At 71.8% G+C, this 16,799-nt stretch carries 13 protein-coding genes; 3 read left to right on the top strand and 10 right to left on the bottom strand.

All coding sequences use genetic code 11. From position 1 onward, the window contains the following. Positions 1–74 precede the first annotated feature (74 nt). Together FFG40_RS07620 and FFG40_RS07615 are read left to right on the top strand one after the other, a co-directional pair. Positions 75–497, top strand: coding sequence for a DUF3054 domain-containing protein (locus FFG40_RS07620; protein WP_221935163.1), 423 nt, complete (start codon positions 75–77; stop codon positions 495–497). Next, positions 494–1,507: a LacI family DNA-binding transcriptional regulator gene (locus FFG40_RS07615; RefSeq protein ID WP_138802765.1), complete on the top strand. Its 1,014-nt coding sequence runs from the start codon at positions 494–496 to the stop codon at positions 1,505–1,507. Before FFG40_RS07620 ends, FFG40_RS07615 begins: the two co-directional genes overlap by 4 nt. Before the next feature lie 302 nt (positions 1,508–1,809). Here the strand turns inward: FFG40_RS07615 and FFG40_RS07610 are convergent, their stop codons facing one another. Together FFG40_RS07610 and FFG40_RS07605 are read right to left on the bottom strand one after the other, a co-directional pair. Continuing rightward, a complete protein-coding gene (locus FFG40_RS07610) occupies positions 1,810–2,463 on the bottom strand; it encodes a spermidine/putrescine ABC transporter substrate-binding protein (RefSeq protein ID WP_138802764.1) in 654 nt (217 codons plus the stop codon). A 70-nt stretch (positions 2,464–2,533) separates the two neighbouring features. Beyond that, positions 2,534–3,499, bottom strand: coding sequence for a DUF3097 domain-containing protein (locus FFG40_RS07605; protein ID WP_138802763.1), 966 nt, complete (start codon positions 3,497–3,499; stop codon positions 2,534–2,536). A gap of 80 nt (positions 3,500–3,579) precedes the next feature. Between FFG40_RS07605 and FFG40_RS07600 the strand changes: the two genes are divergently transcribed. Continuing rightward, a complete protein-coding gene (locus FFG40_RS07600) occupies positions 3,580–4,629 on the top strand; it encodes a zinc-dependent alcohol dehydrogenase family protein (protein WP_138802762.1) in 1,050 nt (349 codons plus the stop codon). A gap of 104 nt (positions 4,630–4,733) precedes the next feature. Here the strand turns inward: FFG40_RS07600 and FFG40_RS07595 are convergent, their stop codons facing one another. The 8 genes from FFG40_RS07595 to ligA all read right to left on the bottom strand — a co-directional run bounded on the left by FFG40_RS07595 (position 4,734) and on the right by ligA (position 16,769). Then, on the bottom strand, positions 4,734–5,456 hold the full coding sequence (locus FFG40_RS07595; protein ID WP_138802761.1) for a methyltransferase domain-containing protein: 723 nt from the start codon (positions 5,454–5,456) through the stop codon (positions 4,734–4,736). After that, positions 5,453–6,640, bottom strand: coding sequence for a type III polyketide synthase (locus FFG40_RS07590; protein WP_138802760.1), 1,188 nt, complete (start codon positions 6,638–6,640; stop codon positions 5,453–5,455). Before FFG40_RS07590 ends, FFG40_RS07595 begins: the two co-directional genes overlap by 4 nt. A 111-nt stretch (positions 6,641–6,751) precedes the next feature. Further along, positions 6,752–8,257: an Asp-tRNA(Asn)/Glu-tRNA(Gln) amidotransferase subunit GatB gene (gene gatB, locus FFG40_RS07585; RefSeq protein WP_138802759.1), complete on the bottom strand. Its 1,506-nt coding sequence runs from the start codon at positions 8,255–8,257 to the stop codon at positions 6,752–6,754. Continuing rightward, positions 8,257–9,804: an Asp-tRNA(Asn)/Glu-tRNA(Gln) amidotransferase subunit GatA gene (gene gatA, locus FFG40_RS07580; RefSeq protein WP_111022649.1), complete on the bottom strand. Its 1,548-nt coding sequence runs from the start codon at positions 9,802–9,804 to the stop codon at positions 8,257–8,259. Before gatA ends, gatB begins: the two co-directional genes overlap by 1 nt. Positions 9,805–9,815: 11 nt before the next feature. Next, entirely contained in the window at positions 9,816–10,115 is a 300-nt protein-coding gene (gene gatC, locus FFG40_RS07575; protein ID WP_138802758.1) for an Asp-tRNA(Asn)/Glu-tRNA(Gln) amidotransferase subunit GatC, read from the bottom strand. Positions 10,116–10,254: 139 nt separating this feature from the next. Then, positions 10,255–12,579, bottom strand: a complete 2,325-nt coding sequence (locus tag FFG40_RS07570) for a transglycosylase domain-containing protein (protein WP_260678817.1) — start codon at positions 12,577–12,579, stop codon at positions 10,255–10,257. A gap of 247 nt (positions 12,580–12,826) precedes the next feature. Further along, positions 12,827–14,245: an alpha/beta hydrolase gene (locus FFG40_RS07565; protein ID WP_138802757.1), complete on the bottom strand. Its 1,419-nt coding sequence runs from the start codon at positions 14,243–14,245 to the stop codon at positions 12,827–12,829. A 193-nt stretch (positions 14,246–14,438) separates the two neighbouring features. Further along, positions 14,439–16,769 (bottom strand): NAD-dependent DNA ligase LigA, encoded by a 2,331-nt coding sequence (gene ligA / locus FFG40_RS07560; RefSeq protein ID WP_138802756.1) that lies wholly within the window; start codon positions 16,767–16,769, stop codon positions 14,439–14,441. Positions 16,770–16,799 lie beyond the last annotated feature (30 nt).

The raw sequence follows: 16,799 nt of genomic DNA, 5'->3' as shown, positions 1-16,799 counted from the left end.
CTGTGGAGGACCAGCCGCGCCGAGCACCTTGTGGAGGAATGAGCGAGCAGCCCGGGGCCTGCGAGAATGAGCGGGTGAACGCACGCACCTGGGGTTGGCTCGCAGCCGTCATCGACGTCGTCCTCATCGTCGTCTTCGCACTCATCGGGCGCTCGTCGCACGGTGAGGCCAACACGGCGCTGGCGCTCTGGACCACCGCGTACCCGTTCCTGGCCGGTTGGGCGATCGGGTACGTGACGAGCGGGGCCTGGGCTCGACCGCTGCGCTTCTGGCCGACCGGCATCGTGGTCTGGATCCTCACGGTCTTCGTCGGTCTGGCCATCCGCGTCGCCACCGGCCAGGGTGACGTCGACGGCAACCCGCTGCCGATCTCGTTCGTCATCGTCGCGACGATCGTGCTCGGGGTGTTCCTGCTCGGCTGGCGCGCGATCGCCCGCGGCGTGCTCCGGTTCACCGCGTCGCGGTCGCGACGGGACGCCGCAGCGTCCGACGCGTGAACGGCAGCCGCGGTTCCCAGCCGACGATCCTCGACGTCGCCGCACGTGCGGGGGTCTCGAAGTCGGCGGTGAGCCGCGTGCTCTCCGGGACCGGACGGTTCTCGAACGAGACCCGCGAACGCGTCGAACGAGCGGCAGCCGAGCTCGGGTACGTCGCGAACGCGATGGCTCGGGGGCTGGTCAGCGGGCGCACGAACACGATCGGGATGCTCGTCCGGGACGCCTCGTCCATGGTCTACACCGCACTGCACGCCGTGATGGAGCGCCGAGCATCGGAGCTCGGCTACCGCGTCGTCACCACGACGGGCGTCGGTCGGGTCGAGGACGAGAAGTCCGCCCTCGCCGCACTCGTGTCGATGCGCGTCGACGGCCTCGTCGTGTGCAGCGGCCTGATGCCGTCCGCCGACATCGCCGAGTTCGCGGCCCGGATCGCCACCGTCGTCGCCGGTCGGCCCGAGCTGCACCCGGCGCTCTCGAGCGTCTACTGCGACGAGGTCGACGGTGGGGCTTCCATCGCGGATGCCGTCGCCGATGCCGGCCACACCACAGCCGTGGTGTTCACCGTCCCGCTCGACAACGCGATCACGCAGCACGCGCGATCCTCGGCGATGCTCGAGCGGCTCCGAGCACGTGGCGTCCGGGTGATCGACATCGACGCGAGCTTCGTGCGGCCACCCGACGACCTCGCCGCCGACCTGGTGGACGCCGTGCAGGAGTCGGGCGTGACCGCGGTGATGTGCCCGACCGACCGGCTGATGCTCGACGTGTGCGAGGCGCTCGCCCGCCGGGGCGTCGAGGTCCCGCGCGACCTCTCCGTCACCGGGTTCGACGGCGTGTACCCGCTGGCGAGCGACTGGATCGGCTTCACGACCCTCGAGCAACCGATCGAGCGCATCGGCCGCGAGGCCATCGATCTCGTCATCGGCCGCATCGACGACCCCACGCGCCCGGTCGAGCACCGCTCACTGCGCGGCACCGTGATCCCCGGCCGCACCCTGCTCCCCCGCTGACGCCGACCCGCCGACCTCGCACGGTGCGCGTCGACTCAACCCGTGCAGGCTCCGGGCCTCGCGCACGATGCGAGGTCGCTCAAACCGAGCACGATTCGTGATGCGGTGCGAGGCTCGAGAAGCACGCACGGTGCGAGGTTCGTCAAGCGGTACCACCGTGATGGCTCGGTGCGGCGCTACAAGCGTGCACCGAGCGGGCAACCTCGCACGGGCCGACACAGACAGCACCGTGCGGCTTCGACCCACGGCCGCACCCACGGCCGCAGCCGCACCCGCAGAAGCGAGCGCCCGCCCGCCCGCGCCTAGAACAACCCGCTGCGCGGGCCGTCCTCCGGCCCGTCGAACCCGCGGAACATGTCCGACACCAGCGCCTCGATCTGCGGCTCCACGAGCCGTTCGACGGCCTCGGCGATCCGCGGCCGGTGGTCGATGAGCGCCAGGCACACCGCGGTACCGGTCGACCGCGCACACTCGTCGGACAGCGCGATCTCGTGTCGGAGCGCGGCCTTCGCCTCGTCGGACAACGGCTCGCGCGGCGTCTGCTCCCCTGCACCGGTGCCGGCCAGCTCGCCGAGCGTGAACAGGAACGGCGACCCCGGCGACGGCTCGGGGTCCACGTCGAGGCCCTGGAACTCCGGCGACAACCCCTCGGCCGGCTGGTACCCCGCGTGCCGCTTCCGGGCCGCCGCCCGCTCGAGTTCACGCTGCAGCAGCGGCAGGTTCTTCGCCGTGTAGTCGTCGACGGCGTCCTCGACGATCGTCGAGATCCGCCCGATCAGCGCGTGCTGGACGGCGTGCGGCACGTCGGGTCCGAACCCCGCGGCCGCGGCGATCGGGGACCCGGTGCACTTCCGGCAGATGCGCGTGCGCGGGCGGGCGGTACCGATCTGCCAGCGCGGCAGCCAGCGCAGCCACACGTCGACCGCGCCCCGCACGCGACCGTCGATGCCGTCCATCCCTCAACAGTAGGCCTGGAGGCGCGGATCACCCCCGGCGCACCGCGCCGGTCGGGCAATCCACCGGTTCTCAGGCCTGTGGTTCCGTCACGAAGTCGATCAGCTCCTCGACACGGCCGAGCAGCTCCGGCTCGAGGTCGGCGAAGGTGCGCACCTGCCCGAGGATCCGCTGCCATGCCCGAGCGATGTCGGCCTGCTCGGCGTGCGGCCAGCCGAGCGCCTGGCAGATGCCCGCCTTCCACTCGATCGAGCGCGGGATCGTCGGCCACGCCCGCAGCCCGACCCGCGCCGGCTTGACCGATTGCCAGACGTCGACGAACGGGTGCCCGACGACGAGCACGTGCGCTCCCCACTCGCCACGCATGACGGCGTCGGCGAAGCGGGACTCCTTCGACCCGGGCACCAGGTGGTCGACCAGAACCCCGACCCGGCGCTCCCGCGTCGGCTGGAACTCGTCGAGCACGGCGGCCAGGTTGTCGACGCCGGAGAGCTCCTCGACCACGACGCCCTCGACGCGCAGGTCGGCGCCCCAGACCTTCTCGACGAGTTCCGCGTCGTGCTTGCCCTCGACCATGATGCGGCTGGGGAGCGCCACCCGAGCACGCTGCGACTCCACGGCGAACGATCCGGACGCGGTGCGGAGCCGACCACCGTCGGACGCCTGCCGCACGGCGGGCGCGCCCCCGGGCCTCCAGTCCGCGTGCACGGCACCGACGGAACCAGCAGCACCCGCGCGGCCAGCGGTACCAGCAGCACCAGCCCCGGCCGACCGCCCGACCGGCGCCGACGGCCGCCCCAGCGTCACCAGTTCGCCCTCGAGCAGGAACTGCCCGGTGAAGGGGAAGGAGCGTGTGCGGCCCTTCCAGTCCTCGAGCGCGATGTTGCCCGCCTCGAGCCCCACCACGGCACCGGCCCACCCGGAGTCCGGGTCCTCGAGCACCATGTCCCGTTCGAGCGGCACCTGCCGCACCTTCTTCACTCCGCGCGAGCGCCAGTCCCCCGAGAGCACATCGCCGCCGTACCGGTCGTCGTCCACCCGCACGAGGGTACTGTCGACGACGGCCCGGACGACGTCGACCGCGCCGGTTCCCCATCATCTCGACGGAAGGCCCGCCCGTGCGCGCAGCGATCATCCACGCCCCGAACGACATCCGCGTCGAGGAGCGCGACCGACCCGGGCTCCTGTCCGGCAAGGACGTCGTCGTCAAGGTCCTCGCGGCCTGTGTCTGCGGATCGGACCTCTGGCCCTACCGCGGCGTCACCGAGACGAAGCAGCCGCGGCCGATCGGCCACGAGCTCGTCGGCGAGGTCGTCGCCGTCGGTGATGACGTCACCGGCCTGCACGAGGGCGACTTCGTCATCTCCCCCTTCACCATGAACGACGGCACCTGCCAGGCCTGCCGCAACGGCATGACCACCGGCTGCGACCACCTGTCCGGCTTCGGCAGCACGGACGCATACGGCGACCCCGTCGGTGGTGCACAGGCCGAGTACGTGCGGATCCCGGACGCCGACGCCACGCTCGTCGTGGTCCCCGGCCCGGTCGACCCGGCCCTGGTGCCGTCGCTGCTCACCCTGTCCGACGTCTTCTCGACGGGGCACCACGCCGCCGTGTCGGCAGCGGTCGGCCCCGGCAAGACCGTCGTCGTGGTCGGCGACGGCGCGGTGGGCCTGTCCGCCGTGCTCGCCTCGAAGCGGCTCGGTGCGGAGCGCATCATCGCGATGAGCCGGCACGCCGACCGCCAGGCGCTCGCCCGCGAGTTCGGCGCGACCGACGTCGTGGCCGCCCGTGGTGCCGAGGGCGTCGATGCCGTCCGGGAGCTCCTGGCCGGCGACCTGGCCGACTGCGCAGTCGAGGCCGTCGGCACCGAGGAGAGCATGGACCAGGCACTGCACTCGGTGCGCGCCGGTGGCAACGTCGGCTTCGTCGGGGTCCCGCACGGGGTGCCGACGATCGGCACGCGCTACCTGTTCGACACGAACATCGCCATCGCGGGCGGCATGGCCCCGGCCCGGAAGTACATCCCCGAGCTGCTGCCCGACGTGCTGTCCGGCGCGATCGACCCCGGTCGCGTCTTCGACCTGGAGCTGCCGCTCGACGAGGCCGCCGAGGCCTACCGCGCGATGGACGAGCGCCGGGCCATCAAGGTGCTGCTGCGGCCGTAGCGGCGCGCGTCGTGGACGCAGCGGCAGACGGACGGGAGGCCCGTGGCGGCGTCGCCACGGGCCTCCCGTCCGTCATCTGGTCGCGTCGGGCAGCGGACGCCCGCTCAGGCGTCGCGGATCGCCAGCACCCGGTGCGGTGCAGCCGCCTCGGCCCGCCACCCGCCGGGCAGCACGTCGCGGAGTTCGGGCACGGTGAAGCTCCGGCGGATCGACCGCAGGCCGTCGACCCGGATGAACGTCCCCGCCCCCACGAGCGGTGACGCCAGCGCGTACGCCCGGTAGGCCGCCGGCGACCGCCGGATGTCGGAGTGCAGGCTGCGCCCGCTCGCGAGCAGTTCGGAGTCGGCCAGGAAACCCCGCCGCTCCTCGTCACCCAGGTGGTGCAGCACGTGGTTCGACACGACGACGTCGAACCGCTCACCAGCCGCGACGAGGTCGCCGCTCGACTGCTGCCGGAACGTCACACCGGTCGGCGACGACCGCCTCGCCGCGGCGATGGCGCGTTCGTCCGGGTCGACCCCGACGACCTCGAGGTCGAAGCCGTCGCTCGCCGCCCAGCGCACCAGCGAGCGCGCCAGGTCGCCGCCGCCGCACCCCAGGTCGAGCACCCGGCCGCGGCCGCTGGCGGGCAGGGCCGGCACGACGTGCGAGCGCCAGGCCGCACGCCAACCACTCACGAGCGCGTTCACGACCGCGAAGCGCCGGAACGTGCGCGCGAGCGCACGCGGGTCGCAGTCCGGGTCGTCCATCAGTTCGGTCAGGTCGAGCGCGCGGGTGCGCAGGTCGACGGCCGGGAGGCCCGTGGTGCCGCCGCTCTGACGGCTCACGCCGCGCCCGTGGTCGCGACGGGGACGCGGTTGGCTGCGACCGCGGGTTCCGCCGCGGGCAATGCCTCGGGTTCCGCCGTGGGTTCTGCCGCGGGCGACGCCTCGGTCCGCACAGCGGTGAGCCGCGCACTCTCCACCGTCAGTCCGGGGCCGAAGGCGAGCGCGACGACGGCGCTGCCGTCCTCGAGGCCGGCGTCGACGGCGTCGCGCAGGACGAAGAGCACGGTGGCACTCGACATGTTGCCGTGTTCGCGCAGCACCCGCCGGCTCGACTCCATCGCACTGTCCGGCAGGCCGAGCGACTCCTGGGTGCGGTCGAGGATGGCTCGGCCGCCCGGGTGGACCGCCCACACCGGCACGTCCGAGGCGGGCCCGCCGGCCAGCAGCGGTTGCACGGCGCTCGGGACGTGCAGGCCGACGAGCTTCGGCACGGCGGTGGACAGGACCATCTCGAAACCCTCGTCCCCGATGTTCCACGCCATCTCGGACGCTCCCTCGGGCACCACGGCCGTCGTGAAGTCGTCGAAGCGCAGACCGGCTCCGTCGCGGGCGATCACCGCGGCGGCCGCACCGTCGCCGAAGACGCTGTTCGCGACGATCTGGTCGGGGTCGTTCGAGGCGCGGACGTGCAGGGTGCAGAGTTCGCCGCAGACCACGAGCACGACGGCGTCCGGGTCCTGGTCGACGAACGCCGCGGCGATCCGCAGCGCGGGGAACGCCGCACAGCACCCCATGAAGCCGATGTGGTGCCGGAAGACGCCTCCGGGGAGCCCGAGCTGCTCGACGACGTCGATGTCGGGCCCGGGCTGCGTGAACCCGGTGCACGACACGGTCACCAGGTGCGTGACGGCCTCCGGCGCGATGCCGGCGCGTTCCACGGCGTCGCGGGCGGCGGCGACGAACAGCGGCGGGGCGAGTTCGCGGTACCGGTCGTTGCGTGAACCGGTGGACGGCGACCGCAGGGTGCCGTCGTCGTCACGGAACGCACCACCGGCACGTGCGGAGTCGAGTTCCTCGAGGACGGTGTGCCGCTGGTCGACCGCCGACCCGTCGAACGCGGCGGGGACGAGCCGTTTGCCGAGCCGCCCGAGGTCGGGTTGGGCGGAGAACAGGTCACGCACCCTGGGCTGGTCGAGGGTCGTCTCGGGGACGGCGGTTCCGATGGCGCGGATCGTTGCGGACACGACTCATCCTGTCACCGGATCGCTGACGTGTCCCCAGGATGCACACGGCGACCGGGACGCACGCAAGGGCACGGCACCGACCGGTGCCGTGCCCTTGCGAGGTGGGACTGCCTACGACTGCTGTGCGCGCTCCAGCACGAGTTCCCGCACGCGGGCGGCGTCGGCCTGGCCCTTCATGGCCTTCATGACCGCACCGATGATCGCGCCGGCTGCCTGGACCTTGCCGTCCTTGATCTTCGCCAGCACGTCGGGCTGCGCCGCGAGTGCTTCGTCGACCGCGGCCGTCAGGGCGGAGTCGTCCGAGACGACCTTGAGCCCGCGGGCCTCGACGACCTGCGCCGGCGAGCCCTCGCCCGCGATGACGCCCTCGAGCACCTGGCGTGCCAGACGGTCGGTCAGGTCGCCGGACTCGACGAGCGCGATGACCTCGGCGACGTGCTTCGGCGACACCAGGTCACCGGGGGCTGCGTCCTGCGCGTTGGCGACGCGGCTGATCTCACCGGTCCACCACTTGCGGGCGGCCTGGGGTGCGGCGCCGGCGGCGACGGTTCCCTCGACCTCGTCGAGCAGGCCGCCGTTGACGACGTCCTGGAACTCCAGGTCGGCGAAGCCCCAGTCACCCTTCAGGCGACGGCGGCGTGCGACGGGGGCCTCGGGCAGCGAAGCACGGAGCTCCGCGATGACGGCCGGGTCCGGCACGACGGGCAGCAGGTCGGGCTCCGGGAAGTACCGGTAGTCGTCGGCGTCCGACTTGGGGCGACCGGCCGACGTGCGACCGGTGTCCTCGTGCCAGTGGCGGGTCTCCTGCGTGATCGTGCCACCGGCGGCGAGGATCGCGGCCTGACGCTGGATCTCGTAGCGGATCGCACGCTCGACGGCGCGGAACGAGTTGACGTTCTTGGTCTCGGTGCGGGTGCCGAGCTTCTCCTGCCCGCGGGGGCGCAGCGAGATGTTCGCGTCGCACCGCAGGTTGCCGCGCTCCATGCGTGCCTCGGAGACACCGAGCGCCCGGACGAGGTCGCGGATGACCTGCACGTAGGCGGCTCCGAGCTCGGGGGCACGGTGCTCGGCGCCGAAGATCGGCTTCGTGACGATCTCGACCAGGGGCACGCCGGCACGGTTGTAGTCGACGAGCGAGTACTCGGCGCCCTGGATGCGGCCGGTGGCACCACCGACGTGCGTCAGCTTGCCGGCGTCCTCTTCCATGTGGGCCCGCTCGATCGGGATGTTGTAGATCGTGCCGTCGGCGAGCTCGACCTCGACCTCGCCCTCGTAGGCGATGGGCTCGTCGTACTGCGAGACCTGGTAGTTCTTCGGGTTGTCCGGGTAGAAGTAGTTCTTCCGGGCGAACCGCGAGGACTCGGCGATCGAGCAGCCGAGCGCGAGCCCGAGCTGGATCGAGTACCGCACGGCCTGTGCGTTCACGACCGGCAGCGACCCGGGCAGCCCGAGGTCGACCGGGGTGACGTTCGTGTTGGGCTCGCCGCCGAAGAAGTTCGGGGCGTCCGAGAACATCTTGGTCTTCGTCGCGAGTTCGACGTGGACCTCGAAGCCGAGCACCGGCTCGTAGCGCTCGAGCGCCTCGTCGAAGTCCATCAGCGCGTCCTTCTGCGCCATCAGATCACACCTTCCTGCGCAGCGGACTGCTGACTCTGGTCGAGGTCCGGGACGGACGCGATGAGCGGCGCGCCCCACTGCTGTTCGAGCAGACGCTCGAGGGCGGCACCGTAGCGGTAGAGCCGGGCGTCCTCCCGCTGGGGCGCCATCAGCTGCACGCCGACGGGCAGGCCGTCCTCGGGCGCGAGGCCGTTCGGGATGCTCATGCCGGGGACACCGGCGAGGTTCGCCGGGATCGTGGTGAGGTCGTTGAGGTACATCGCCAGCGGGTCGTCGATGCGCTCACCGATCGGGAACGCGGTCGTCGGCGCCGACGGGCTGACGAGCAGGTCGACCTGCTCGAAGGCGGCCTGGAAGTCCCGCTGCACGAGCGTGCGGACCTTCTGCGCCGAGCCGTAGTAGGCGTCGTAGTAGCCGGCGCTCAGGGCGTAGGTGCCGAGGATGATGCGCCGCTTGACCTCGGGTCCGAAGCCGGCTTCACGCGTGGCGGCCATGACGTCCTCGACGGTGGCGCCGTTCTCGGGCGTGACCCGGAGGCCGAAGCGCACCGAGTCGAACTTGGCGAGGTTCGACGACGCCTCGGCCGGGAGGATCAGGTAGTACGCACTGATCGCGTACGCGAACGACGGGGCGTCGATCTCGACGACGACCGCACCGGCCGACTCGAGCAGCGCGACCGTCTCCTGGAAGCGCTGGGTGACACCGGCCTGGAACCCGTCGCCCCCGGCGAGTTCCTTCACCACGCCGACGCGCAGGCCGCGGAGCGTGTCCGCCTGCAGCCCTTCGCGTGCGGCGGCGGCCATCGAGGGCCAGGCGTCCGGGATGGACGTGGAGTCCTTCGGGTCGTGCCCACCGATGACGTCGTGCAGGAGCGCGGCGTCGAGGACGGTGCGGGACACCGGCCCGATCTGGTCGAGGCTGGACGCCAGCGCGATGGCGCCGTAGCGGCTCACGCCGCCGTAGGTCGGCTTCACGCCGACCGTGCCCGTCACGGCACCGGGCTGGCGGATCGAGCCACCCGTGTCCGAACCGAGGGCGAAGGGTGCTTCGTGCGCGGCGACCGCGGCGGCCGAGCCACCGCCGGACCCGCCGGGGATCCGGTCGAGGTCCCACGGGTTGCGGGTCGGACCGTACGCCGAGAACTCGGTGGTCGAGCCCATCGCGAACTCGTCCATGTTGGTCTTGCCGAGCGGCACGAGGCCGGCGGCGCGGAGCTTCGCGACCGGGGTGGCGTCGTACGGCGGCACCCAGCCCTCGAGGATCTTGGACCCGGCGGTCGTGGGCATGTCCTGCGTGCACAGGACGTCCTTGACGGCGATCGGCACACCGGCGAGCGGGCCGAGGTCGTCACCGGCGGCACGGCGGGAGTCGATCGACTTCGCCACCGCCAGGGCGTTCTGGTTGACGTGCAGGAACGCGTGCACGTCGCCGTCGACGGCGGCGATCCGGTCGAGGTGGGCCTGGGTGGCCTCGACGCTCGAGACGTCGCGCGCCACGAGGGCGTCGGCGAGTGCCGCGGCACTCAGCTTCGTGATGTCGTCAGTCACTGTTCTTCGCCCTACTGTTCTTCGCCGAGGATGGCGGTCACGCGGAACCGTTCGCCGTCGGAGTCGGGCGCCCCGGAGAGCGCCTGCTCCTGCGTCAGCGTCGTCCCGACCACGTCGGGTCGGGTGACGTTGCCGAGCGGCACGGGGTGGCTCGTCGCCGGGACGTCGTGGGTCGCGACCTCGGCGACCTTGGCGACGCTCTCGACGATGTGCGACAGCTCCCCGGTCAGCTTCTCGATCTCGTCGGGCGTGAGTGCGATACGTGCGAGGTTCGCCAGGTGCGCGACCTGCTCGCTCGTGATGTCAGGCATGGTGCTCCGTCGATCGGTTCGTGGAATGCCCCACAGTCTATTGGCTGCGTCGGGCGCGCAGGCGCGACTGTGGACAACGCCCCTGGGGGCCCGGTGCCGGTCCGCCGGACCGGCACCGGGCCTCCAGGTGGTCAGCGGGTCACTTCCCGTTCTGGTCCCCCGCAGCCGGCGCCGCCGGAGCCACCGTCGCAGCGGGCGCCGGCGCAGCGGGTGCAGCGGGCGCAGCGGGCGCAGCCGGAGCGGCTGGCGCAGCCGTCGGCGTCGCCTGGTCGTCCTGCGCCGTCCCCTGCCCGGACGAGGACCCCGACGACGAAGACGACGACGACTTGCTCGCGTGCCCGATCATCTCCTGACTCGGTGCGGGCAGTGCTCCCCCGCCGACGGTCTGGTCCAGGTACGCCATCATCGACTTCCCGACCCCGAACTTCGCGCTGTACCCGGTGGTGCCCTGCAGGAACGGCCAGTTCGCCAGGCTCACGTTCCCCTGCACGTTGCCGACCCAGGTGGCGTTCGTGTACTTCGTCGACGACGCGACCAGCCAGTTCTGCACGTCACCGTCGGTGGTGCCGGTCTTCGCGAACTTCGCCACGCTGTCCCCGGGGTTCGCGCTCGCGGCCGTCCCCGACCCGGACAGCACGCCCTGCAGCGCGTAGTCGACCGTGCCCGCGACGTCCGCCGAGACGCCCTGCGTGCAGGACGACGGCGTCGGGGTGATCTTCGTGCCGTCCGCCTCGGTCACCGAGTCGATCGCGGTGGGCGTGCACACGATGCCGCCGTTGGCGAAGCCCGCGTAGGCCTCGGCCAGGTCGATCGGCGACAGCTCGTTCACGCCGAGGATCGAGGACGGCGTCTGCGTCAGGTCACCGCCGTCGGCGCGGTGGATGCCCATCGACTGCGCGAGCTGGGCGATCTTGCACAGGTCGAGCTGCTTGCCCATCTGGGCGTACGCGGTGTTGATCGACTCGACCGTCGCAGCCTCGACCGACATCGACGACGGCACGCTCTCGGCGTTGGCGACGTTCCAGGTGCCGCCCGCGACGTTCTTGCAGGTGTTGGTGAACTCGGCGTTCTCGAACTGGTGCTCCGAGGTGGTGACCGAGTCGGACAGGGTGTGCCCGCTGGCGAGCCACTCGGCCAGGGTGAACACCTTGTAGGTCGAGCCGGTCTGGAACCCGCCCGAGTTGCCGTACCCGGAGTCGGCGCTGTAGTTCACCGCCGTGGCACCGGCCCCGGCGTTGTCGCCCTGCGTGTACGTGGTGTTCTGCACCATCGACATGATCCTGCCGGTGCCGGGTTCCACGGTGACGTTCGAGCCGCCGACGTCGACACCGGCCATCGTGGCCGGCACGTAGGTGGACAGGGCGGACTGTGCCTGACCCTGCAGGTCGAGGTCGAGCGAGGTGTGGATCTGCAGGCCCTTGGTGTCGAGCGTGGCGATGCGTGCCGCCGCGGTCTTGCCGAACGCGGAGTCCTGCAGCACCTGGTCGCGGACGTAGTCGCAGAAGTAGCCGGCGTCGTAGTTCGTCGCGGCGGTCGAGCACCCGTTGGCGGTCTCGGTGATCTTCGGCGTGACCGGCGTCGCGATCGCCTTCGTCATCTCCGCCTTCGTGATCGACCCGTGCGCCTGCATCCGGCGGAGCACGTAGTCGCGGCGCTCCTTCGTCAGCTCGTACCCGTTGGCCTTGCCGTTGTCCTTGTCGCTCGGCACGTCGATGCGCAGGTTCGACGGGTTGTTGAGGATCGCGACGAGCGTGGCCGACTGCACGAGCGACAGGTCCTTCGCGTGCACGCCGAAGTAGTACTCGGCCCCGGCCTCGGCACCGTAGACCCGCCCGCCGAGCCCGACGATGTTGAGGTACCCGGTCAGGATCTCGTCCTTCGAGTACTTCTTGTTCACCGCGATGGCGTACCGCATCTCCTGCAGCTTGCGCTGCGGGGTGACGCCGGCCGCGTCCTCGTAGCAGGCTTCGACCTTCTTCTCGGTGGCGGCCTGGTCCGTGCCGGTGAGCTCCTCGCACTGCTGCACCAGCACGTTCTTGACGTACTGCTGCGTGATGCTCGAGCCGCCCTGCACGTCGCCGCCGACGACGGTCGCGGCGACGCCGCGGAGCGTCCCGAGCACGTCGATGCCGCCCTCGTCGTAGTAGCGCGGGTCCTCGGTGTCGATCGCCGCCTGCTTGAGCGTGTCCGCCATCTGGTCGGCCGTCACGTTCGTTCGGTTCTCGGCGTAGAACGAGGCGATCTTGACCTGCTTCCCGCCCTTCTCGGCGTACACGGACGACACCTGCTGCGGGGTCTGCACGTCGAGGTAGGTCGGCAGGTCCTCGAAGAACGAGACCGCCCCGGAGGTCCCCTCTCCCGCGACGGCGACCGCCGGGGTCACCGCGACGGCGACGAGCATGCCGGCGAGCACGGACATCACCACGAACATCAGGAGAGCACCAGGCCATCGCACCACACGCATGACGGCACCGTAGGCAGCAGGGCTGTACTGGTTCTGCCCTGGAACGAGTGCAGGCTGCGGTCGCGTTCAGGTTGCCACCCAGCCCGTTCCGAGGACGGGTCGCGATCCGCACGGGCGCAGCGATCCGGCCGGGAGGCACGCGACGGCTCCGGCACGTCGGCCGCCGGTCACGATCGGGTCACGCCCACCGCGTCGCCACGACCGGCTGGTCCGCCCGGTCGGTCAGGGGGCGGTCGGGCACGGCAGGTCAGTCACGGGGCTGCAGGTCCTGCGGGCGCACGAGGTACATGTCCGGCGAGGCGCCGACGATGCCGTCACCACCCGACTTCCCGCGTCGGACCTGCTCGCGCACCAGGTCGCCGCGTCCGATGCCGATCAGGGCGACGTCGTGCAGCGATGCCGTGCCCGGCTTGAGGTAGTCGTTGTGCCCCACGGGTCGCCGGAACACGTCACCGGCCGACAGCGCGTCGGCGCCCCCGGCCAGGTCGAGGACGGTCGACCCGAACGACGCTCCACCCGGGTCGGTACCGAAGTACCCGGAGCCCGCGATGGGATCGCTGTGTGCACCGCCGACGAAGACCTGCCCGGTGGCGACGGCGAGGTCGTCCGCGGTCCGGACGTCACTGCCCGGCGACCCGAGCACGGTCAGGGTGTCGGCGGTCATCCGCCCCGACGCCAGGGCCGTCATCGCCGTGGTCGAACCGTACGAGTGCGCGACGATGTTCACCCGTGGTTGGTCGCCCGCGCGGATCACGCGCAGCCCTGCGACGGTCCGTTCGAGCCGCTCCGCCCCGGTCCGTGCGAGCCCGAGCGACAGGATGTTCGACAGGTCCGGCGTCCGGTACCCCATCCACGCGACGACGGCGACACCCGACCCGTTGCCGGTGGCGGCGAGCGGCGCCAGGGTGGCCTGCTCGCGGGACAGGTCGTTGGCGGTGTTCGTGAAGTCGGTCATCTGCCCGGTGACCGTGAAGAACATGCCCGGCACCACGACGGTGACGTCGGCCGCGGTGTCGAGGTCGCCGATGCTGATCGCCGCACGCCCGGAACCCCGGGTGTCGAGCGCCACCAGGAAGCGCCGCGGGTCGCCCGGCTCCTGCACCAGGGAGTCACGGACCTGCCCGAGCATCGCGGCCCGGGCTGCACCGAGGTCGGCGTCGGCGAGGCCGGCGGTCAGCGTCGCGCGGTTGGCCTGGTCGCGGACGGCGTACGGCACGCCCTCGAGGTTCCCCACCAGTGCGGGTGCGTGCACCCGGAGCCGGTCCTGCTCGTCGGCCGGCAGGTGCGACCACCACTGCGCGACGGTCTGCGCGGGCGGCGGGTCGTCCTGCACCGTCGCCACGACACGACGGTCGGTGGCCGCGCTTCGCAGGTCGGCGGCGCCGAGTGCACCGAGGTCCTCGACGAAGGCCCGTCCGTGCGCGGCGGCGAGGTCGTCGACGTCCGTCGTCGACCTCGACGACGACGGCGACACCGCTACCGCTGCTGCCGCCGGTACCGCCGGTACCGCCGAGAGCGTGGCGACGGCGGGGTCCGCGACCGGGACGATGCGGGTCGCGGCGGTGCTGGCGACCGTGACCTGGGGCGCCGGGGGCATGCCTGGGGCCTCGATCACTCCGAGCGAGTGCACCGAGGCGGTGAGCAGAGCCGCAGCGATGAGCAGCAATCGGGTCTCCCCCGGGAAGGCCGTCCCGACGTCCCCCTGCAGACGACGGGTGATGCTCGGTCGAGTCTATGGAGATGTCCGCCGATCATCCATGCGCGATGCAACTTGTCCCCCGAACTGGGCGCGTTCGACGGCGCGCCGCGCTCAGCGGATGCGACCGGGCGTGCTGGGCATCCCGCTCGGTCCTCGGGCCTCAGTCCTCGGTCGTCGGCGCTTCCGGTTCGGCGAGCGCCGCCGGCCCCTCGGTCACGAGCAGGTGGAACTGCTCGGCGTCGATGATCCGGACACCCAGCTGCTCGGCCTTCGTGAGCTTCGAACCGGCACCCGGACCGGCGGCCACGAAGTCGGTCTTCTTGCTCACGCTCGACGCCGCCTTGCCGCCGGCGGTGATGATCGCCTCCAGCGCACCTTCGCGCGTGTAGCCCTCGAGTGACCCGGTCGCGACGACGGTGACGCCGCTCAGCACGCCGCCCTCGACGTCGGCACCGCCCGGGCCGGGGTGGCCCGGGGTGGTGAACTGCACGCCGGCCGCGGTCCAGCGGTCGATGATCTCGCGGTGCCAGTCGACGTCGAACCAGGCGAGCAGGGCGTCGGCGATGATGCCGCCCACCCCGTCGACGGCTGCGAGGTCCTCGCGCGAAGCCGACCGGATCGCGTCGAGGGAGCCGAAGTGGTTCGCCAGGGCTCGGGCGGCGACGGGTCCGACGTGGCGGATGCTCAGGCCGACCAGGATCCGCCACAGGGGCTTCGTCTTCGCGGCGTCGATGTTCGCGAGCATCTCGAACGCGTTCTTCGACGGGTAGCGGCTCGGCTCACCGGTGTAGTCGGCGCCCCGTGCCTCGGGGTCGAACGGCGGGTCGGTCTTCTTGCGCGCCCGGCTGAACGGTGTGACGCGCTTCGGGGTGCCGTCGTCGTCGACCTTCTCCATGCCGGTCTCGGCGTCGCGGACGATGACCTCGATCGGGACGATGTCCTGCATCGTCAGGCCGAACAGTCCGGCCTCGGTGACGAGCGGTGGGGTCTCCGGGCGGAGCGGCTGCGTGAGCGCCGCGGCCGCGACCTCGCCGAGCCCCTCGATGTCGAGCGACCCGCGCGAGGCGATGTGCTCGACCCGGCCGCGCACCTGCGCCGGGCAGCTCTTCGCATTCGGGCAGCGCAGGTCGATGTCGCCTTCCTTCGCGGGGGCGAGCTCGGTGCCGCACTCGGGGCAGTTCGTCGGCATCACGAACTCGCGCTCGGAGCCGTCACGGAGCTCGACCACCGGGCCGAGCACCTCGGGGATGACGTCGCCGGCCTTCCGCAGCACGACGGTGTCGCCGATCAGCACGCCCTTCGCCTTGACGACCTGCTGGTTGTGCAGCGTGGCCTGGCGGACGACGGACCCGGCGACCTCGGCCGGGGCCATCACCGCGAACGGGGTCGCACGGCCGGTGCGGCCGACACTGACCACGATGTCGGTGAGCGTCGTGTGCACTTCTTCCGGCGGGTACTTGTAGGCGATCGCCCACCGCGGCGCCCGCGACGTCGACCCGAGTTCCTCGTGCAGGGCGAGGTCGTCGACCTTCACCACGACGCCGTCGATCTGGTGCTCGACGGCCGACCGGCGCTCCCCCGTGGTCCGGACGAAGCCGTTGACCTCGTCGATGGTGTCGAACACCCGGTAGTGGCTGCTCGTCGGGAGCCCCCAGGTCTGCAGGAGCTCGTACACCTCGGACTGGCTGCGGACGTCGGTGCCCTGCTCGAGTTCGCGGACGGGCCACGCGCCGATGCCGTGCACGAGCATCCGCAGACGCCGCAGCCGGTCGACCATCAGGGCACGCTTCGCCTCGGACTTGCCCTCTTCCTTCTGGCGGAGGGACCCGGCGGCGGCGTTGCGCGGGTTGGCGAACACGCGCTCCCCCGCCTCGCGCTGGTTCGCGTTGAGCTCGTCGAACTCGGCGACCGGGAAGAAGATCTCGCCCCGCACCTCGACCAGGGGCGGGTGGCCGGTGCCCGACAGGCGGTCCGGGATCGTGCCCATCGTCCGGACGTTGCCGGTGACGTCCTCGCCGACCACGCCGTCACCGCGGGTGGCGGCCGAGACGAGCCGACCGTGCTCGTACCGCAGGTTGATGGCCAGGCCGTCGATCTTCAGCTCGGTCAGGAACCGCACCCGCTCGGCGCCGGCGTCCCGCTGCACCTTGAGGGCCCACTCGGTGAGCTCGTCGGGGCTGAAGACGTTGTCGAGCGAGAGCATGCGCTCGGCGTGCTCGACCGGCGCGAACTGCGTCGTCTGCGCCTGCCCGCCCACGGTCTGCGTCGGGCTGTCGGGCGTCAGGAGTTCCGGGAACCGCCGTTCGATCGCGTCGAGGCGGTGCACCAGGGCGTCGTAGTCGGCGTCCGACAGGGGCGAGGCGTTGCCCTCGTAGTAGTCGTGGCGCAGCTCGTTGACGCGGGCGCGCAACCGGTCGACCTCGCGCGCGGCCTGGGCGGCGTCGAGCCCGTCGGGGTCGATGGTCTCGAACGTCGCGTCGGTCTCGCTCATGGCATCAGTTCTACCGTGCACCACCGACGC

The sequence above is a fragment of the Curtobacterium sp. KBS0715 genome (assembly GCF_005938005.2).
Taxonomy (GTDB): Bacteria; Actinomycetota; Actinomycetes; order Actinomycetales; family Microbacteriaceae; genus Curtobacterium; species Curtobacterium flaccumfaciens.
Note: the sequence above shows the minus strand (reverse complement) of the source record. Positions and strands in the feature narration are given on the sequence as shown.